This window comes from Rossellomorea aquimaris (assembly GCF_008180865.1).
GTDB classification, from domain to species: Bacteria; Bacillota; Bacilli; order Bacillales; family Bacillaceae_B; genus Rossellomorea; species Rossellomorea yichunensis.
The window spans coordinates 25,864-44,829 of sequence record NZ_VTEX01000005.1 but is presented as its reverse complement, the minus strand read 5'-3'; the positions used below and the strand labels follow the sequence as shown (position 1 = coordinate 44,829).

Annotated in this window: 19 protein-coding genes and 2 other annotated features (1 of these 21 only partly in view); of the genes, 15 read left to right on the top strand and 4 right to left on the bottom strand. The window is 42.4% G+C overall.

Annotation, left to right across the window (positions count from 1 at the left end; all coding sequences use genetic code 11):
* Positions 1 to 29 (top strand) — a binding site (T-box leader); it begins 226 nt to the left of the window's first position.
* 58 nt (positions 30 to 87) lie between these two features.
* The 6 genes from thrS (at position 88) to FZC88_RS18065 (ending at position 4,571) form a co-directional block, all read left to right on the top strand.
* The gene (gene thrS, locus FZC88_RS18090) at positions 88 to 2,019 is read left to right on the top strand and encodes a threonine--tRNA ligase (RefSeq protein ID WP_148995910.1); all 1,932 of its coding nucleotides are present in this window, start codon (positions 88 to 90) and stop codon (positions 2,017 to 2,019) included.
* Between the two features lie 175 nt (positions 2,020 to 2,194).
* Positions 2,195 to 2,334: a sequence feature (ribosomal protein L20 leader region), on the top strand.
* An 88-nt stretch (positions 2,335 to 2,422) separates the two neighbouring features.
* Entirely contained in the window at positions 2,423 to 2,926 is a 504-nt protein-coding gene (infC, locus tag FZC88_RS18085; protein WP_034757009.1) for a translation initiation factor IF-3, read from the top strand.
* A gap of 22 nt (positions 2,927 to 2,948) precedes the next feature.
* Entirely contained in the window at positions 2,949 to 3,149 is a 201-nt protein-coding gene (gene rpmI, locus FZC88_RS18080) for a 50S ribosomal protein L35 (protein ID WP_032087387.1), read from the top strand.
* Positions 3,150 to 3,177: 28 nt separating this feature from the next.
* Positions 3,178 to 3,537, top strand: coding sequence for a 50S ribosomal protein L20 (gene rplT / locus FZC88_RS18075; protein ID WP_113969573.1), 360 nt, complete (start codon positions 3,178 to 3,180; stop codon positions 3,535 to 3,537).
* A 90-nt stretch (positions 3,538 to 3,627) separates the two neighbouring features.
* Entirely contained in the window at positions 3,628 to 3,906 is a 279-nt protein-coding gene (locus tag FZC88_RS18070) for a DUF1294 domain-containing protein (protein WP_148995909.1), read from the top strand.
* A 95-nt stretch (positions 3,907 to 4,001) separates the two neighbouring features.
* Positions 4,002 to 4,571, top strand: coding sequence for a TVP38/TMEM64 family protein (locus tag FZC88_RS18065; RefSeq protein WP_148995908.1), 570 nt, complete (start codon positions 4,002 to 4,004; stop codon positions 4,569 to 4,571).
* A 28-nt stretch (positions 4,572 to 4,599) separates the two neighbouring features.
* Here FZC88_RS18065 and FZC88_RS18060 read toward each other — a convergent pair whose 3' ends face one another.
* The gene (locus FZC88_RS18060; RefSeq protein ID WP_148969883.1) at positions 4,600 to 4,986 is read right to left on the bottom strand and encodes a sigma-w pathway protein ysdB; all 387 of its coding nucleotides are present in this window, start codon (positions 4,984 to 4,986) and stop codon (positions 4,600 to 4,602) included.
* A 146-nt stretch (positions 4,987 to 5,132) separates the two neighbouring features.
* Between FZC88_RS18060 and FZC88_RS18055 the strand changes: the two genes are divergently transcribed.
* Both FZC88_RS18055 and FZC88_RS18050 read left to right on the top strand, forming a co-directional pair.
* Positions 5,133 to 5,621 (top strand): dUTP diphosphatase, encoded by a 489-nt coding sequence (locus FZC88_RS18055; protein WP_148995907.1) that lies wholly within the window; start codon positions 5,133 to 5,135, stop codon positions 5,619 to 5,621.
* Between the two features lie 101 nt (positions 5,622 to 5,722).
* Entirely contained in the window at positions 5,723 to 6,808 is a 1,086-nt protein-coding gene (locus tag FZC88_RS18050) for a M42 family metallopeptidase (RefSeq protein ID WP_148969881.1), read from the top strand.
* A 62-nt stretch (positions 6,809 to 6,870) separates the two neighbouring features.
* Here the strand turns inward: FZC88_RS18050 and FZC88_RS18045 are convergent, their stop codons facing one another.
* Both FZC88_RS18045 and sspI read right to left on the bottom strand, forming a co-directional pair.
* Positions 6,871 to 7,413 carry a cysteine hydrolase family protein gene (locus FZC88_RS18045; RefSeq protein WP_148995906.1) on the bottom strand — a complete coding sequence of 181 codons (543 nt, stop codon included), beginning with the start codon at positions 7,411 to 7,413 and terminating at the stop codon, positions 6,871 to 6,873.
* Between the two features lie 136 nt (positions 7,414 to 7,549).
* Positions 7,550 to 7,771, bottom strand: a complete 222-nt coding sequence (gene sspI, locus FZC88_RS18040; RefSeq protein ID WP_148995905.1) for a small acid-soluble spore protein SspI — start codon at positions 7,769 to 7,771, stop codon at positions 7,550 to 7,552.
* A 124-nt stretch (positions 7,772 to 7,895) separates the two neighbouring features.
* Here sspI and FZC88_RS18035 point away from each other — a divergent pair, with 124 nt between their 5' ends.
* The 3 genes from FZC88_RS18035 to pheT all read left to right on the top strand — a co-directional run bounded on the left by FZC88_RS18035 (position 7,896) and on the right by pheT (position 12,544).
* A complete protein-coding gene (locus FZC88_RS18035) occupies positions 7,896 to 8,657 on the top strand; it encodes a TrmH family RNA methyltransferase (RefSeq protein WP_148995904.1) in 762 nt (253 codons plus the stop codon).
* Positions 8,658 to 9,064: 407 nt separating this feature from the next.
* On the top strand, positions 9,065 to 10,102 hold the full coding sequence (pheS, locus tag FZC88_RS18030; RefSeq protein ID WP_148969878.1) for a phenylalanine--tRNA ligase subunit alpha: 1,038 nt from the start codon (positions 9,065 to 9,067) through the stop codon (positions 10,100 to 10,102).
* Between the two features lie 27 nt (positions 10,103 to 10,129).
* Positions 10,130 to 12,544 (top strand): phenylalanine--tRNA ligase subunit beta, encoded by a 2,415-nt coding sequence (pheT, locus tag FZC88_RS18025; protein ID WP_148995903.1) that lies wholly within the window; start codon positions 10,130 to 10,132, stop codon positions 12,542 to 12,544.
* Between the two features lie 236 nt (positions 12,545 to 12,780).
* Here the strand turns inward: pheT and rnhC are convergent, their stop codons facing one another.
* Complete coding sequence (rnhC, locus tag FZC88_RS18020) at positions 12,781 to 13,704, bottom strand: ribonuclease HIII (protein ID WP_148995902.1); 924 nt, start codon at positions 13,702 to 13,704, stop codon at positions 12,781 to 12,783.
* A 132-nt stretch (positions 13,705 to 13,836) separates the two neighbouring features.
* On the opposite strand from rnhC, the gene zapA reads away from it, so the two are divergent.
* The 4 genes from zapA to FZC88_RS18000 all read left to right on the top strand — a co-directional run bounded on the left by zapA (position 13,837) and on the right by FZC88_RS18000 (position 18,925).
* Entirely contained in the window at positions 13,837 to 14,097 is a 261-nt protein-coding gene (gene zapA / locus FZC88_RS18015) for a cell division protein ZapA (RefSeq protein ID WP_148969875.1), read from the top strand.
* Positions 14,098 to 14,104: 7 nt separating this feature from the next.
* Positions 14,105 to 14,644, top strand: a complete 540-nt coding sequence (locus FZC88_RS18010; protein ID WP_148995901.1) for a CvpA family protein — start codon at positions 14,105 to 14,107, stop codon at positions 14,642 to 14,644.
* Positions 14,645 to 14,837: 193 nt separating this feature from the next.
* Positions 14,838 to 16,547 carry a DNA polymerase/3'-5' exonuclease PolX gene (gene polX, locus FZC88_RS18005; RefSeq protein WP_148995900.1) on the top strand — a complete coding sequence of 570 codons (1,710 nt, stop codon included), beginning with the start codon at positions 14,838 to 14,840 and terminating at the stop codon, positions 16,545 to 16,547.
* A 20-nt stretch (positions 16,548 to 16,567) separates the two neighbouring features.
* Positions 16,568 to 18,925: an endonuclease MutS2 gene (locus FZC88_RS18000; RefSeq protein ID WP_148995899.1), complete on the top strand. Its 2,358-nt coding sequence runs from the start codon at positions 16,568 to 16,570 to the stop codon at positions 18,923 to 18,925.
* Positions 18,926 to 18,966 lie beyond the last annotated feature (41 nt).

Genomic DNA, 18,966 nt, shown 5'->3' with positions numbered 1-18,966 from the left:
CGAGTTTATTTATTAACCTCGTCCCTTCAAACGTGAAGGGGCGGGGTTTTTTATGTTTTATAGAGATTACTTAAGGAGTGAAATCACATGTCAGAAGTAGTGAAAATGCAGTTCCCTGATGGAAATGTCAAGGAGTTTCCTAAAGGGACGACAACAGAAGAAATTGCTGCGTCCATCAGTCCCGGACTGAAGAAAAAGGCGCTTGCTGGTAAAATAAATAATGTATTAATTGACTTGCGAACAGGGATTCAAGAGGATGGGGCGATTGAAATCGTTACACCTCCAGGAGAAGATGCACTGGAAATTCTTCGTCACAGCACAGCTCATTTAATGGCACAGGCCATTAAACGCCTATATCCTGAAACAAAACTTGGGATCGGACCGGTCATTGAAGGCGGATTCTATTATGATATTGATTCCGAGCACACGTTCACTCCGGAAGATCTTCCACTGATCGAGAAAGAAATGAAGAAAATCACTGGAGAAAACTTAGAAGTTGTCCGTAAAGAAGTGAGCCGCGACGAAGCTCAGAAAATGTATGAAGAAGTCGGAGACGAGTATAAGCTTGAATTACTTGAGGCGATTCCTGAAGGAGAACAAGTTTCCATTTACGAGCAAGGTGAATTCTTCGATTTATGTCGTGGAATCCACATCCCTTCCACTAATAAAATTAAAGAATTCAAGCTGTTAAGCATCGCCGGGGCATACTGGCGCGGGAACAGTGATAATAAAATGCTTCAACGAATCTACGGAACAGCCTTCTTCAAGAAAGAAGACCTGGAAGAGCATCTGCGTCTTTTAGAAGAAGCAAAAGAGCGTGATCACCGTAAAATCGGTAAAGAATTGAATCTATTCATGAATTCGCAAAAAGTGGGACAAGGCCTGCCGATGTGGCTGCCTAAAGGTGCCACGATCCGTCGTATCATCGAGCGTTACATTGTCGATAAAGAAGAGCGCTTAGGCTATGATCACGTTTATACACCTGTCATGGGAAGCGTTGAGTTATACAAAACAAGTGGTCACTGGGATCATTACCAGGAGAATATGTTCCCGGTCATGGAGATGGATAATGAAGATCTTGTCCTTCGCCCGATGAACTGCCCTCATCATATGATGATTTACAAAAACGGCATTCACAGCTATCGTGAGCTTCCGATCCGTATCGCCGAACTTGGTCTGATGCACCGTTACGAATTATCAGGAGCACTATCAGGACTTCAACGTGTACGTGGAATGACTCTGAACGATGCTCATATCTTTGTCCGTCCCGATCAAATCAAGGAAGAATTCAAGCGTGTCGTGCGCCTGGTTCAGGAAGTGTACAAAGATTTTGATCTGAAGGACTATTCTTTCCGTCTATCTTATCGTGATCCTGAGGATACAGAGAAATACTTCGATGATGATGAGATGTGGAACCGTGCACAAGGTATGATCAAGGAAGCGATGGATGAACTGGACGTTGAGTACTTTGAAGCAGAAGGGGAAGCGGCATTCTACGGCCCTAAACTGGACGTTCAAGTGAAAACGGCCCTTGGTAAGGAAGAAACTCTATCAACGGTTCAACTGGATTTCCTACTACCGGAGCGCTTTGACTTAACATATGTAGGGGAAGACGGGAAGCAGCATCGTCCGGTTGTCATTCACCGTGGTGTCGTATCCACAATGGAACGCTTCGTGGCATTCCTGATCGAAGAATACAAAGGAGCATTCCCGACATGGCTCGCTCCAACGCAGGTTCAGGTGATCCCGGTTTCCCCGGATGTTCACTTCGACTATGCGAAAGAAGTGAAAGAAAAGCTTCAGGCTGAAGGGCTTCGTGTAGACATCGATGACCGTAATGAAAAGATCGGTTATAAGATCCGTGAAGCACAGATGAGTAAGGTCCCTTACATGCTTGTAGTGGGAGACAACGAAATCAAGGAAACGGCTGTAAACGTCCGTAAATACGGAGAGCAAAAATCAGAAACGATTTCCCTTGATGAGTTCATCGGCCATATCACAAAAGAAGCGAAACGCTAAAACGAGATAGAGGGACGGACCTTGCTTCAAGGTCCGTCCCTCCTGCATAAATTTCTAAAAAACTATTGCACTCTCCTAAGATGTCTGATATTATGAAATACGTTGTGATATTAAATGATTATTTGACAGCGGTATTGTCATGTGATATATTATCTAAGGTGAATTGAATACAGTTTGGTACAAGAAGAAGCTACCCGCTTCTCACCTGAATAACGCGTTCGTGCTGTTTACAGGTATGTGATTGACTATTAAAGCCATTTATATATGCTTAATAATCAGGTGCGGGTGTTTCGACACTCGCATCTTTTTTTGTGTGTTGCACACAAAAAAGGAAGCGAGTGCGCCGGCCAAAGCCGTGTATTCTTTTAATAAACCTTGGAGGTGGCTAATTATTAGCAAAGACATGATCTTAAACGAAACGATTCGTGCCCGTGAAGTACGTCTTATCGATCAAAACGGTGAGCAACTTGGGATTAAATCCAAGAATGAAGCTCTTGAAATTGCTGAACGTGTAAATCTTGATCTTGTTCTTGTTGCTCCAAATGCTAAACCACCCGTTGCTCGTATCATGGACTACGGTAAGTTTAAGTTTGAACAACAGAAGAAAGAAAAAGAAGCGCGTAAGAATCAGAAGATCATCAATCTTAAAGAGGTTCGTTTAAGCCCGACGATTGATGAGCATGATTTCAACACCAAGCTTCGTAACGCTCGTAAGTTCCTTGAAAAAGGAGACAAAGTTAAAGCGTCAATCCGATTTAAAGGTCGTGCAATTACGCACAAAGAAATTGGTCAACGTGTTCTGGATCGCTTCTCTGATGAGTGTAAAGATGTAGCAACCGTTGAATCAAAACCGAAAATGGATGGTCGCAGTATGTTCTTGGTGCTTGCACCAGTTAACGAAAAATAAAGGACCCGAGGAGGAAAAGCACATGCCAAAAATGAAAACTCACCGCGGCTCAGCTAAGCGTTTCAAGAAAACAGGTTCTGGTAAACTTAAACGTTCACACGCTTACACAAGCCACTTATTCGCAAACAAATCTACTAAAGCAAAGCGTAAGCTACGTAAAGCGGCTGTTGTCTCTAAAGGAGATTTCAAACGCATTCGTCATATGCTTGACAACCTAAAATAAGAAGTAATAGAAACAGGAGGGAATTATTATGCCACGCGTAAAAGGCGGAACAGTAACACGCAGACGTCGTAAAAAAGTTCTTAAATTAGCCAAAGGTTATTTCGGTTCAAAACATACTTTATATAAAGTAGCAAACCAACAAGTCATGAAATCATACATGTATGCTTATCGTGACCGTCGCCAAAAGAAACGTGATTTCCGTAAATTATGGATCACACGTATCAATGCGGCTGCTCGTATGAACGGTCTTTCTTACAGCCGTTTAATGCACGGTTTAAAGCTTGCTGGTATCGAAGTTAACCGTAAAATGCTTGCTGAGCTTGCGATTGCTGACGAAAAAGCATTCAACCAATTAGCAGATGCTGCTAAAGCTCAACTTAACAAATAATTAACTGCTGACTAAGTTAGCAGACAAAAAGGACTGGCCTAATGGCCGGTCCTTTCTTATATAAAACTCATTGGAAAGCAGGTAGAAATCATGGGTACATTAGCAGGTATCTTATATCTATATGCCGTTGTCATCAATATCATCGGCTTTATCATCATGGGCAAGGATAAGAGAAAGGCGCAGCGAAATGAATATCGCATCAAGGAAAGTACTTTGTGGCAGGTGGCGATTCTCGGAGGCAGCATCGGCGCATATATGGGAATGAAGGTATACAGGCATAAAACGAAACATAAAGTATTCGCTTTCGGCTTTCCGCTGCTTGTCATGCTTCATAGTCTTCTTTTTATCTGGCTGAACACTAAGTTGTAGAAATTGAAGTTTTCATTCTTTAACCCGTCTCCATTACATACTATATAGAGAGTGTCTATAACAGCTTAGAAAAGCAGAAGGAGGTCACCTTAGCCATGGACGAACGGTTAGTTGCTGCATTCGCCCTCATGGAAGCTAGTGGGTACTTGGCTCCTGTTCTGTTTGTTTTATTTCATATTCTAAGGCAATTTCTGTTCATCCCTGTAGCCCTTGTATGTATGGCGGGAGGAGTGCTGTTCGGAAGTATATTCGGCACTCTGTATTCATTAATCGGATTAACGCTCTTATCTGTTACTTTTTATTTTGTCATAAAGAGCTTTACATCATTCTATGAAAAGCTCCTGAGATTGAAGGAAAAATGGTTTGGAAGCAATGCTACACTCACAACCGGTCAAATTGCTATTCTGAGGCTAATTCCTTTTGTCCATTATCAGCTTTTGAACCTTTGTTTACTTGAACGTAAGAAAAAGCTTAAACCTTTCATCCGGGCCTCTGTTATTTCTAATATTCCCCTGGCGTTTTTTTACACGGTTTTCGGTCAATACATCAAACAATTCTCCCCTCCTATTCTCGTCATGATTTTTCTGGCACTCATCGTCCTATTTTATCTTCTAAGAGAAAAGGTAAAAGTGATTGAATGGAGAGAGTTCTTTCCGGGTAAATAAAAAATGGCTGGTACTTCTAGCCATTTTTTTATTGCTTTTTTTGAAGGAATTCATGGATCGGGCTTTTCCAATCCAGCTTTGCATTCGGGTATCTTTCTTTAATTTCATTCTGAAGGTATTGAAAATCTTCTTGAGTCAGTCCCTTTAAAGAAGAGATGTTTTTTGACCAAACAAAGATGGAAACCACCTCAAAGGATTTTTCTGTTGCTCCTAAATATTTTTCTCCTTCGAAAAGAACTCCTTTATACGTTACGTGAAAATTCTTACGTACATTTTCCTGATCATCGAGAAAGTAAAAACGTTTCTGTTCCTGGGCAAGTTCCAGCTTTCGCTTTGGGTCTATAATGTATTTTACACTGCGGTATAAAAGATAAAGAATAAGGAAAAAAATCACTAACCGAATAAGCCAAAGCATTACTATTACCTCCCTAGGCATAAGTCTTCTCCTATTATTTACGATAAAAACAGAAAAAGGTTTCATTTTATTTAAAATTTCTTTGAAAATTTGTCATACTAAGAGAGAACATCAGAAAAATAGGCATCATGAGGGGAGAAAACGTCATGAATATTGAAAAGTTATTGGACATGCAAGAGAAGCTCGATCAACATATCGAACAAGAACACGGATTAGAAAACGCAGATTTAATTGAAAAAAAAATCCTTGCCTTGCTTGTTGAAGTGGGGGAACTGGCCAATGAAACAAGAAGCTTTAAATTTTGGAGTAAGAAATCATCTTCATCGAAGGAAGTGATCCTTGAAGAATTTGTAGATGGAATCCATTTCATCCTGTCACTGGGACTTGAAATCGGCATCCAGCAATTCGATTTAGGGAAAACCAATTACGCAAATGAAGATGTCACGAAACAATTCCTGGAAGTATTCAAATCGGCGAATCACTTTTCGGAAGAGCGTTCAGTTGAGCATTTTCAACAGTTGTTCAGGCATTATGTCTATTTGGGAGAGCTGTTAGGATTCTCCCATGAAGAGGTGTTTGACGCTTATGTAAAGAAGAATGAAGTGAATTATAATCGTCAAAAAGAAGGATATTAATCCGGTTCATCAGCGATAGTTTAAGAAGATTCAGGAAATTTTGATGAATCGGACAGGTTTTAGTATAATGAGAGTGTATAAACATTTAGGGGGTCGAAACAGTGACGAAATTAGATGAAACATTGACAATGCTCAAGGATTTAACCGATGCAAAAGGTGTACCGGGGAATGAAAGAGAAGTACGAAACGTAATGAAGCGATACATAGAACCATTTGCAGATGAAATCACAACGGATAACCTCGGAAGCTTAATTGCTAAAAAAGTCGGCGATGAAAACGGACCTAAGATTATGGTGGCCGGACATCTTGATGAAGTCGGCTTCATGATCACTCAAATCGACAGCAAAGGGTTCCTGCGTTTTCAAACAGTGGGGGGCTGGTGGTCACAAGTGATGCTTGCCCAGCGAGTGACGATCGTGACGAGTAAAGGGGAAGTAACGGGAGTGATCGGTTCCAAGCCACCGCATATCCTGCCTCCGGAAGCCCGTAAAAAGCCGGTTGATATTAAAGATATGTTTATCGATATCGGAGCTTCAAGCCGTGAGGAAGTACAGGAGTGGGGAGTAAAGCCAGGGGATATGGTTGTCCCTCATTTCGAATTCACGGTGATGAACAATGAGAAGATGCTGCTTGCGAAAGCATGGGATAACCGCATCGGCTGTGCGATTGCCATTGATGTATTGAAAAACCTGAAAGGTCAAGAGCATCCAAACGTGGTATATGGTGTAGGTACAGTGCAGGAAGAAGTCGGCCTGCGTGGAGCGAGAACGTCAGCAGCCAAGATCCAGCCTGATATTGCCTTTGGTGTAGATGTTGGTATTGCCGGGGATACACCTGGCGTTTCCGACAAGGAAGCATCAAGTAAGATGGGTGAAGGCCCGCAAATCATCCTGTATGATGCATCCATGATTTCTCACAAAGGGCTTCGTGACTTTGTAACAGATACAGCGGATGAGCATAACATCCCTTATCAATTCGATTCGATTGCCGGTGGAGGAACGGATTCCGGTGCGATTCATCTAACGGCAAATGGAGTCCCTGCGTTATCCATTACCATTGCAACCCGCTATATCCATTCCCATGCGGCAATGTTGCATCGTGATGATTACGAGAATGCGGTTAAACTGATTACAGAAGTGATCAAGAAGTTAGATAAAGATACAGTGGCGAAGATTACATTTGATTGATTGTAAGGAAAGAGACCCTATTGGATTTAGGGTCTCTTTTTCATGAGATAGTGGAGCTGGCATTAAAAAGTCATTTGATCAGATAAGCTCATGTCGGCACCGATCGTTTTTTTAATAATGCGAATGGCACTCTCATTGTCCCCGTCCGACTCTGAAGCCATGCAATCCCTCGGTATCGAGATTTCATACTCTCTCATATAGGCATCATTGGCGGTATATAGTACACAGATGTCTCCAGCTATTCCTGTTAGTATCAGGTGTTTAACTTCCAGCTGGTGAAGCAGGATATCAAGTTGCGTCCCGAAAAAACAGGAATGCTTCGGTTTGATGATAAAATAGTCATCTGTATCCGGGTGAAGTTTTTCGATTACGGTTTCTCCTTTTTTCTTTTTGCAATGCTCGATGATGTCATTCATATTGTCCTGCCATAGACCGTAGTTATCGTTCACATATATGACCGGAATGCCGGAATCCTTCGCTTTCCTCTTGAGTCCGCGGATATTATCTACAATTTTTAAAGTGTTTTCATATAAGTTCTCTCCACCTTGGAAATCAAAAGTATTAATCATATCGATGATCAATAATGCGCTTTTCTTTTGACTCATACATTCGTTTCCCCTTCCATTTAGCTTTGTATGTTTTCATTACCACTGAAAGAGTAATACTAAAACAAAACTGGAGAAAATTTAAAATGGGGAAGGAAAAAACAAGGGCAACCCCTGGAAAGGGTCGCCCATGTTCTTACTGTGTTTGTCGCTGTTGCAATGATTCCTCTAATGTTTCGAGGACCATTTTTTGTTCCTGTGGATCTGCGTTTTGCCAGAAGACTTCGAGGAGTACACCCAGTCCAGGAAGGGTTTTTTCTTCTCCTCCTTGGATTGCATCGACGATGGTGTCTCTCAGTTCGTCCTGGTTGTTGCCAGATACGTTGTGTATGATTGCTTTTCGTAAGTTAAGATTCATCACACATTTCTCCTTTTTGCTAGGATGAGGAATTCATTGTTATCTTGTCTCAAATTGAATTTATTATGTAGGAAAGTTAAGGTATAATGAGACCCTGAATAGTAATTAAAAGGAGCGGATACGATTGAAGTATATTCAATCCTCGAAAAATCCTGTTGTGAAGCAGTGGAAGAAGTTATTGACCAAAAAAGAACGGGATCTCACCCGTACATACATAATTGAAGGCTTTCACCTTGTGGAAGAAGCATTGAAGCAGGAGGATACGGTCCTTGAACTGATCCAAGTGGAAGGAATCGATCTTCCTCAGAAATGGACGGTGGACTCGGTTTCCATGACCATGGTGTCGGATGAAGTTGGAAAAGTCCTTTCAGATACGGAAACATCACAAGGGATTTTTGCTGTTTGTAAGCAAAAAGAAGATGAGCATGATCGCGAAAAAGCAGAAACATTCATGCTTCTGGATGGCCTTCAAGATCCCGGGAATATTGGAACCATCATTCGGACGGCCGATGCAGCGGGGATTGATATGGTCGTGTTAGGAAAGGGGACGGTGGATCCATATAACCCTAAGGTTTTGCGCTCTGCACAAGGAGCTCACTTCCACATACCGATTATCAGAAGGGATCTTACTGAAACCATTCCTGAGTTGAAAGAACGGAACATCCCGGTGTATGGAACAGCCCTGGAAAATGGTGTAGAGTACACAACGATCAAGCCCCAATCTTCTTATGCACTGATAGTGGGTAACGAAGGAAATGGCATGTCGAAAGAACTCTTGACTGAAACCGATCAGAATCTCTATATACCCATTTATGGGAAAAGCGAATCGTTAAATGTAGCGATCGCTGCGGGGGTTTTATTATACTATTTTAAAAATGGGCAGTGAATTTCTTGAAAAGGTTTGAAATTTGCCTGGAAATTAACTATAATAATGCACATATAACTTAAAAAACGTTGAAAGAGGAAAGTAGCACATGACCTTCTTTAAGGGAGAGAATGCCCTGGACTGAAAGCATTCTTAGGAACGCATGATGTGAAGATTTCACCTCTCGAGTTGGCATCGGGACCATTCATTTGATGAATGTAAAGATGCTCCGGCAAAGCCGTTATCCGAATGAAGTGAGCATGTCTGCCTATAAGTTTTTTGCGAAAGCAAAATAACCATGGGATATGCTTATAAGGGTGGTACCGCGATATAAACCTCGTCCCTTTTTGGGATGGGGTTTTTTTATTTGTTTTTAAACCAATCCAGTACGATCATTCGGACGATATACATTAAAGGAGGAAGTATAAATGGAGGACAAATTACGATCCCTTCAACAAGAAGCAATCGAAAAAGTGAACGAAGCACAGGACTTAAAAGAACTGAACAATATCCGTGTAGCTTATCTGGGTAAAAAAGGACCTGTAACCGAAGCCTTAAAAGGAATGGGTAAACTTTCAGCGGAAGAGCGTCCAAAAATGGGGGCCCTTGCGAATGAAGTTCGTGGAGCCATTACAGAAACCATTGAAGCAAAGCAGGCGGTTCTTGAAAAAGAAGCGGTTGAAAAGAAGCTTCAATCTGAAACGATCGATGTTACGTTACCAGGGCGCCCTGTTAAAAAGGGAAATCATCATCCGCTTACGATGATTGTGGAAGAAATTGAAGATTTATTTATCGGAATGGGCTATACCGTTGCTGAAGGACCGGAAGTGGAAAAGGATTATTATAATTTTGAAGCACTGAACCTTCCCAAGGGACACCCGGCCCGAGATATGCAGGATTCTTTCTATATCACTGAAGAAACCCTTCTGCGTACTCATACTTCTCCGGTTCAGGCAAGAACGATGGAACTGGCCAAAGGAAAAGGACCAATTAAAATTATTTGTCCAGGGAAAGTGTATCGTCGTGATACAGATGACGCAACACACTCTCATCAATTCACTCAAATCGAGGGACTCGTCATTGATGAAGACATCCGCATGAGTGACCTGAAAGGAACGCTTAATGTGTTTGCCAAGAAAATGTTCGGCGAAGATCGTGAAATCCGCTTACGCCCAAGCTTCTTCCCATTCACTGAGCCATCAGTCGAGATGGATATCTCATGTAAAATCTGTGGTGGTAAAGGCTGTCGTGTATGTAAAGGAACTGGATGGATCGAAATTCTTGGAGCAGGAATGGTTCACCCGAACGTACTCGAAATGGCAGGGTTTGATTCAAAGAAATACACAGGCTTCGCATTCGGAATGGGACCTGAACGTATTGCTATGCTGAAATACGGAATCGATGATATCCGTCATTTCTACACTAACGACACGCGTTTTGTCACTCAGTTCGGAACAGAAGAGTAAAAGAAAATCGGTAGGAGGTACTAATACATGTTTGTTTCATATAAATGGTTAGAAAATTATGTAGACTTATCGGGTGTCACACCTGAAGAGTTAGCAGAGAAGATTACAAGAAGCGGGATTGAAGTTGAAGGTGTAGAACGAATCGGGGAAGATATCAAAAATGTGGTCGTCGGCCATGTATTACAATGTGAGCCACATCCGGATGCGGATAAATTAAATAAATGCTTAGTGGATGTAGGAGAAGAAGAACCTGTCCAAATCATTTGCGGAGCACCAAACGTGGCAAAAGGTCAAAAAGTGGCTGTCGCAAAGGTTGGAGCGGTCCTGCCGGGTAACTTCAAAATCAAGAAAGCGAAGCTTCGCGGTGAAGCATCTCACGGGATGATTTGTTCCCTTCAAGAGCTTGGAGTAGAAGGAAAGCTTGTACCGAAAGAACATGCAGAGGGAATTTATGTGTTCTCGGATGAAGCTGAAGTTGGCAGAGATGCAGTTGAATTATTGAATCTTGATGATGCGATTCTTGAATTGGGCTTGACGCCTAATCGTTCTGATTGCTTAAGCATGCTGGGAGTGGCGTATGAAGTAGCGGCCATTTTGGATCGTGAAGTGAAGCTTCCCCAAACGGAGTTATCCGAAGGCAGTGAAAAGGCGTCGGATTATGTATCCGTAAAAGTGGAGGCGAAAAAAGATAACCCTCTATACGGTGCTAAAATCATTAAAGATGTGAAAATCGGTCCATCGCCATTATGGATGCAAAATGCGTTGATCTCAGCCGGGATCCGACCACATAATAACGTAGTCGATATTACGAACTATGTGTTATTGGAATATGGTCAGCCTCTTCACGCATTTGATTACGACCGCCTTGGTTCGAAGGAGATCCTTGTCCGCCGTGCGACTGAAGGGGAGACATTCGTCACACTTGATGATGCAGAAAGAACCTTATCCAGCAGCCAGCTTGTCATTACGAATGGTACGGAGCCTGTCGCTCTTGCAGGCGTGATGGGTGGAGCGAATTCTGAGGTCCAAAACGATACAACGACTGTCCTTCTTGAGGCAGCTTATTTCACCGGGGCGATTGTCAGAGGAGCCTCCAAAGATCACGGACTGCGTAGTGAAGCAAGCACACGATATGAAAAGGGAGTCGATCCCGATCGTGTCCTGAAAGCAGGGGAGAGAGCTGCGCAACTGATGGCAGAATATGCACAAGGGAAAGTGCTTGAAGGAACGGTATTATTTAACGAACTTGAAGTTGAGCCTGTTAGAGTTGAGATTACGTTAGAAAAAATCAATTCTTCACTAGGAACGTCCATCTCGGCTGACACAGTTGTAGATATCTTCCGCCGACTTCAATTTGATGTAGAAGTAAATGGAGAAAAGTTTGTTGTAACGGCTCCTACAAGAAGAGGGGATATTACAATCCCTGAAGATTTACTTGAAGAGGTGGCACGTCTATTCGGTTATGACAACCTTCCGCTGACTCTTCCCAAGGGAGAATCAACACCTGGCGGACTATCGAACCATCAGTTGAAACGCCGTACGGTCCGCCGTTATTTAGAGGGAGCAGGACTCCTGCAAGGGATTACCTATTCACTTACAAACGATAAGAAAGCAACACAATATGCATTAGACGTAAGAGAGCCTGTCCGTTTATTGATGCCGATGAGTGAAGAGCGAAGCAATCTCCGCTTAAGCATCATTCCACAGCTTCTTGAAGTGCTTTCGTACAATAAAGCACGTCAAAATGACTCACTTGCCTTTTATGAAGTGGGATCCGTTTTCTTACAAGAATCAGGAGAAGAGCTGCCTAAAGAAGAGGAGCATATTGCAGGGGCTATGACGGGCCTTTGGCATCTGCATCCTTGGCAAGGAGAAAAGAAGCCTGCTGACTTCTATGTGGCGAAAGGTATCCTTGAAGGACTGTTCGAAGAAATCGGCGTTTCTGAAGCAATTTCTTACCGACAGGCAGCGATAGACGGCATGCATCCGGGAAGAACGGCTGAAATACTATTGGACGATGAAGTCATCGGTTTTGTTGGAGCGATTCATCCTGAAGCGGAAAAAGCCTTGGACCTGAACGAAACCTATGTGTTCGAACTGAAGGCATCACCAATCTTCCATTACGAAAAGCCGGCATTAAGCTACACGCCAATCCCGCGCCATCCATCGATTACAAGAGATATCGCCCTGGTAGTCGATACAGAGGTGAAAGCGGGAGAATTGGAATCCATCATTAAAGACGCTGGAGGCAAGCTGCTGAAAGAAGTATCCGTCTTCGATCTTTATGAAGGGGAACATATGGAAGCAGGCAAGAAATCCCTTGCGTTCTCGTTAAAATACTTCGATCCGGCTAAGACATTAACGGACGAAGAAGTGGTTAAAGTACATGATAAAGTACTGCAAACAGTGAAGGAAAAAGCCGGAGCAGAGTTGAGAGGGTAATACAGCTCAAAGTGGAAGGTGTCAGACAATGGTCTGGCACCTTTTTGCTGTTTGGAGTTGGTTTTGCCTGTTAAAAAATGAACGAATTTTAACAGGCGAATATTGAAGTGATTTCAACAGGAGAACATTCCGGAAATTTCATCAGGAAAATATCATCCATAATTCAACTGGTGAATCCAAGATAACACTGCCATCCAAAGAGAAATCCCCACCGGCATAACCGATGGGGATATTATTTATTTCCCGGCTAACTTTATCGCCTTTTCACTATTGGCAAAATGCCATTTCGTCATAGATTTTAATTCTTCAATCCCTTTTCGTTTAATGATTTTCGCAGCTGCAACGTCTACATGCTTACCGGCACCTTTAGGTATTTCGACACCAGCTTTTTCACTCAATTTGTCCATTTCCTTTAAGAAGGCGAAACGTGCGATGATTGAGGCAGCGGCTACAGCAAGATGGATGCTTTCACCTTTTGTGCTGAAATACACGCGGTCCCGTTGGATTTTCTTTTGTGCAGAAATATGTTTGTAGTATGTATTCTTTTCGACAAACTGATCAATCAATATTCCTTCAGGTAGTTCAGGGGCCATTTTTTCCAAAAGATTCAGGATCGCCTGATTGTGCAAGAGAGCCTTCATCTTCCCCTGTGTCATTCCTTTGGCTTGCATCGCATTGTATTTAGGGTTATGCAGAATTAGTAGTGAATATGGTATGGCGGCTATTAAATCCCTGGCTATTTTGATGATTTGAGGGTCGGATAAATTTTTGGAATCCTTTACTCCAAGTTCCTTCATAAGGGGAAGGTGCTCTCTCTTCACGTAAGCACTTACCACCGTGATCGGCCCGAAGAAGTCGCCTGTGCCCACTTCATCTGATCCGATGACAGACCAGTCGGCGAAGTTTTCAGGCAGTGTCGTCGTACCCTTGGAAGGCGATTTTACCTTTGGAGCCTCAACTTTGCCCCACTGACTTGACTCTCCTTCTCCGTTAGATCCCTGAAACAACACTTTCCCCGATTTATAGGCAGTGATCGTGCATCCGGATGGCTTTGCTACAAAAACGGCACCCGGTGGCAGTTTGTTCGTTAATACGTTTTTGTAGTGGCCTTTCATTTTCTCGATTGTTTCTTTGTTTGCTTGAATGACGGTATTAGCCAAGTTCCTCTCTCCTTGTGACAAAATTCTTGTATATAATAAAAAATGTGAGCTAATATGACAAATTCCTTCCAAAATCAAAAGATTTCGTGGTATGATTATGTTTAGGATTCTTATGAATGGGGGGCTTTCAGGTTGTCTGAACAACAAAAAAATCGCACCACTGTAGACATATATGGTCAACAATATACGATTGTTGGGACTGAATCAACTAGTCAAATCCGATTTGTTTGTTCTAAAGTGGATGACAAGATGAGAGAAATAAACTCCATGAATCCATCTCTCGACACAAGCAGGCTTGCCGTTCTGACAGCGGTGAATGCCGTAAATGATTATCTCAAACTACAAGAAAAGTTTGAAGAGCTGGAACGAGAAATCAAACGTTTAAAGGATTGAAAAAAAGATGCTGGATTTAGCTTTGTTAATCATCCTGGTGATAGGATTTTTAATAGGTTTAAAACGTGGATTCATTTTGCAGGTGGTCCACATATTCGGATTTATTGTTTCTTTTATTGTAGCATACATATATTATGATCAGCTTGCACCGAAGTTAACATTATGGATTCCTTATCCTGTATTGGACGAGCAATCCACATTGAATATGATTTTTGAGTCTACCAATTTAGATCAGGCTTATTATCGTGTGATCGCATTTGCAATGATTTTCTTCGCAGCCCGGATCATTCTTCAAATCATTGGATCGATGCTCGATTTTGTCGCACATCTTCCTTTATTAAAGCAGTTGAATGTTCTTGGCGGAGGGGTATTAGGCTTTATTGAAGCATATTTAATGATCTTCATACTATTATTCATTGCCGTATTATTGCCGATCGAGTCGGTTCAAACATTCATTAATAACTCATTTATTGCGCAAGCGATGGTTAAACATACTCCTGTTTTCTCTGATTTGGTGAAATCTTGGTGGATTGAATATGTAGCCTGAAGAAGGGGCTGACTATAAGTATGCAATTCAAATTCGTTAGGGATGCCTTGGCGGATTTATTCATCTTATAAGTCAGTCTTTTTTCTTTTTTTATCAATTTTGCTACTATATAGATGGGATCGTTTTGCTTTTGCAACTGACGGGGAGTCATAAAGGACCCTAATCGTTAATTCTAAGTTAGTAGGTGAATCTCTTGAATAAAAAAGATATTATAAAATTATTAGAGCAAATCGCGATATATATGGAATTGAAAGGCGAGAATTCATTTAAAATCTCTGCCTACCGAAAAGCGGCGGCGGCACTTGAGAATGATGACCGTAGCTTACAGGAAATCAGTGACTTTACGAAGCTGAACGGAATCGGCAAAGGAACGGCTGGAGTAATCGAGGAATACATAAACGAAGGCACATCTTCTGTCCTTGAAGAGTTAAAGGAAGAAGTTCCAAAGGGATTGATCCCCCTCCTTCAATTACCTGGATTAGGTGGAAAGAAAATTGCCAAGCTTTATAGTGAACTTGGGGTAGAAAATATAGAAGATCTGGAGCAAGCGTGTAAAGCAAATAAAGTACAAGGTTTAGCAGGCTTCGGTAAGAAGACGGAAGAGAAGATCCTGGCATCCATCGAACAGGTTGGCAAGAGACCTGACCGTCTGCCGATCGCTTTTATGAACGGGATCGCTGAGGAGATTGAAGGTTTTCTTCTCGGTATGGACAGCATCCAAACCTTTTCAAGAGCGGGAAGCTTAAGGAGAATGAGAGAAACCATCAAGGACCTTGATTTCATTCTGGCAACTGAGCATCCCCAAGAAGTAAAAGAAGGTCTGTTGAAGCTGCCCAATATCGTAGAAACCATAGCAGCAGGGGAAACAAAAGTTTCTCTGACTCTTTCCTATCATTGGGATGTCAGCATCGATTTTCGAATCGTAAAGACTGAAGAATATGCTACTGCCCTTCACCATTTTACCGGTTCAAAGGATCATAATGTCCGCATGCGCCAGCTTGCCAAAGAACGCGGGGAAAAGATCAGTGAATATGGCGTAGAGAATAGTGAAACCGGTGAGATAAAGACATTTAAAACCGAGGAAGAATTTTATCACCATTTTGATTTGCCCTTGATCCCACCAGAACTGCGGGAAGACGGGAAAGAAGTGGAAGAGTTCCATAAGGATTATTCCCTCATCACATTAGAAGATATAAAAGGGGATCTTCATATGCACTCCACCTGGTCGGATGGTGCATTTTCGATTGAAGAAATGGTAGAGGCTTGCCGTGCCAAAGGTTATCAATACATGGCCATCACAGATCACTCCCAGTACTTACGTGTGGCAAACGGGCTGACTACAGAACGATTACTTAAGCAAATCGATGAAATTAAAGAAATCAACAAGAAGTATGATGATATAGAAGTCCTTTCAGGAATCGAGATGGATATTCTTCCTGATGGTACATTGGATTATGAGGATGACATTCTTGAAAAAGTAGACCTTGTGATTGCCTCGATTCATTCGAGCTTTTCACAATCCCAAGAAAAGATCATGGAGAGGCTGACCACTGCCCTGAAGAGTGCCCATGTGGATATCATCGCTCATCCAACAGGGAGAATCATTGGCAGAAGAGAAGGTTATGACGTAGATATGGATCTTCTTATCCAGTTGGCGAAAGAAACGGATACGGCATTGGAGCTTAATGCAAATCCGAATCGGCTGGATCTGTCTGCAGAAAATATCCGAAAAGCCGAGGAACAGAATGTAAAGCTCGTCATCAACACAGATGCACACAGTATCGATCACCTGGAATTCATGAAGGTTGGAATCGGGACAGCTCGAAAAGGCTGGATCAAGAAAGATACTGTCATCAATACATGGGATAAAAAAGAGTTAATCAAATTTATTAAGCGAAACTGATAAAAGGTGGAATACATTCCGTGAATTCTAAAGTATTAAAAACGTTAGAGTTTGATAAAATCAAAGAACTATTAAAGCAATATGCTGCATCTGCACTCGGTCATGCTAAGGTATCTTCTCTCATGCCTTCCGTTGAGTACGAAGAAATTACAGCTCTTCACGAAGAAACAGATGAAGCCATGACCATCCTCAGGTTGAAGGGTCATGCACCATTAGGCGGGATTTTCGATATTCGTCCACACGTCAAGCGTGCTCAAATAGGCGGAATGCTGTCCCCTTCTGAATTCGTTCAGGTAGCGAGTACGATCAGGACCAGCAGGAAGCTGACGCTTTTTGTAGAGGAGTTATTGGAAGAAGAGGTGGACATTCCCCTTCTGCAGGAGAAAATGGGAACGGTCATTCCTCTTCCCTATTTAGAACAGGATATAAGGAAAGTCGTGGATGATAACGGGGAAATCCTTGATACAGCAAGTGAAGCACTCCGCACGATCCGTACTCAGCTACGGGCCAATGAAGGACGGATCCGGGAGAAGCTTGAACGAATGATCCGCTCTTCCAATGCTCAAAAAATGTTATCCGATGCGATCATTACCATTCGTAACGATCGATATGTGATTCCGGTTAAACAAGAGTACAGGGGTCAATATGGCGGGATCATTCATGACCAGTCATCATCGGGTCAAACGTTATTTATTGAACCGGAAGCCATCGTTCAATTGAATAATCAACTTCGCGAGCTTCGATTAAAAGAGCAATCTGAAATTGAAAAGATTCTCCTGGAGCTGTCTGAAAGTGTGCAAGAATCAGGAGAAGAGCTGCTCTTAATTGTCAGCGTCCTTTCAGACATTGATTTCATGTTCACCAAAGCGAAGTTCGGACGTTCCATTAAAGGGTCTAAACCGACGATCAATAATGAACGCCGGGTGAGGCTGAACAAAGCCCGGCATCCTCTTCTGCCGATAGATGAAGCGGTGGCGAATGACATCGAGTTGGGGACTGACTTTTCTTCCATTGTCATCACAGGGCCAAATACCGGGGGGAAAACCGTTACCCTGAAAACATTAGGATTAACGAGCTTAATGGCACAGGCCGGTCTCCCGATCCCGGCTCTCGATGGATCAGAAGTGGGCGTCTTCCGTACCATCTATGCGGATATCGGGGATGAGCAATCGATTGAACAAAGTTTAAGTACCTTTTCTTCTCATATGGTCAATATCGTGGAGATCCTTAAAAAGGTAGATCATGAGAGTTTAGTGCTGTTTGATGAACTGGGTGCCGGTACAGATCCTCAAGAAGGTGCCGCACTTGCCATCTCCATTTTGGATGAAGTACATGGAACGGGTGCAAGGGTCGTTGCTACCACTCACTATCCTGAATTAAAAGCATATGGGTACAATCGTGAAGGAGTCGTGAATGCAAGTGTGGAATTTAATGTAGAAACATTAAGTCCTACCTATAAGCTTTTGCTCGGGGTCCCGGGAAGAAGTAATGCATTTGAGATTTCGAAGCGTTTAGGGCTTTCAGATTCAGTCATTCAGAGAGCGAAGTCCCATATCGGAACGGATAGTAAAGAAGTAGAAAATATGATTGCTTCCCTCGAAGACAGCAGACGTCAGGGTGAACGGGAGCTTGAGGAAGCCCATGAACTTTTAAGACAAGCCGAGAAAATGCATAAAGATATGCAGAAGCAAATGATGGAGTATTATGAGAAAAAGGATACACTGTATGAAAAAGCTCAACAAAAAGCCACTGAAGTCGTTGAAAAGGCGAAAGCAGAAGCTGAACAAGTGATCAAAGATTTACGAAAAATGCAGCATGAAAAATCAGCTCAAATCAAGGAGCATGAACTGATCCAGGCGAAGAAACAATTGGAAGATGCTACACCGAAATTGAAAACATCCGGTCAAAAGAAGAAAGTCAATCAGGCGAAGCATGAGTTAAAACCAGGGGACGAAGTCAAAGTCTTAAGCTTTGATCAAAAAGGTCACTTGGTCGAACGAGTGTCTGCGAAAGAATGGCAAGTTCAGATGGGCATCATGAAAATGAAGGTGAAGGAATCAGATCTTGAATTCATCCAATCTCAACAGAAGGTAGAGACGAAACCACTGGCCACAGTGAAAGGGAAAGATTTTCACGTCAGCCTTGAGCTTGATCTACGTGGTGAGCGTTTCGAAAATGCATTATCCAGAGTGGAGAAATACATCGACGATGCGCTTCTTGCCGGTTATCCCCGCGTTTCCATCATTCATGGGAAAGGTACGGGGGCTTTAAGGCAAGGTGTGCAGGAATACTTAAAAAATCACCGATCTGTCAAAAACATTCGTTTCGGGGATGCAGGTGAAGGTGGAACCGGCGTAACAGTCGTTCAATTCAAATAATAGCCTTTAGACTGCTCATATGTCCTAATTTTCATAGTGAA

Coding starts and splice junctions, on each gene's coding strand:
- FZC88_RS18010 (WP_148995901.1), top strand. CDS start 14,105: ATGCTGGATTTAGCTTTGTTAATCATCCTGGTGATAGGATTTTTAATA.
- FZC88_RS18060 (WP_148969883.1), bottom strand. CDS start 4,986: ATGCTTTGGCTTATTCGGTTAGTGATTTTTTTCCTTATTCTTTATCTT.
- FZC88_RS18045 (WP_148995906.1), bottom strand. CDS start 7,413: ATGAGTCAAAAGAAAAGCGCATTATTGATCATCGATATGATTAATACT.
- rpmI (WP_032087387.1), top strand. CDS start 2,949: ATGCCAAAAATGAAAACTCACCGCGGCTCAGCTAAGCGTTTCAAGAAA.
- pheT (WP_148995903.1), top strand. CDS start 10,130: ATGTTTGTTTCATATAAATGGTTAGAAAATTATGTAGACTTATCGGGT.
- FZC88_RS18055 (WP_148995907.1), top strand. CDS start 5,133: ATGAATATTGAAAAGTTATTGGACATGCAAGAGAAGCTCGATCAACAT.
- FZC88_RS18070 (WP_148995909.1), top strand. CDS start 3,628: ATGGGTACATTAGCAGGTATCTTATATCTATATGCCGTTGTCATCAAT.
- thrS (WP_148995910.1), top strand. CDS start 88: ATGTCAGAAGTAGTGAAAATGCAGTTCCCTGATGGAAATGTCAAGGAG.
- rplT (WP_113969573.1), top strand. CDS start 3,178: ATGCCACGCGTAAAAGGCGGAACAGTAACACGCAGACGTCGTAAAAAA.
- FZC88_RS18065 (WP_148995908.1), top strand. CDS start 4,002: ATGGACGAACGGTTAGTTGCTGCATTCGCCCTCATGGAAGCTAGTGGG.
- pheS (WP_148969878.1), top strand. CDS start 9,065: ATGGAGGACAAATTACGATCCCTTCAACAAGAAGCAATCGAAAAAGTG.
- sspI (WP_148995905.1), bottom strand. CDS start 7,771: ATGAATCTTAACTTACGAAAAGCAATCATACACAACGTATCTGGCAAC.
- infC (WP_034757009.1), top strand. CDS start 2,423: ATGATCTTAAACGAAACGATTCGTGCCCGTGAAGTACGTCTTATCGAT.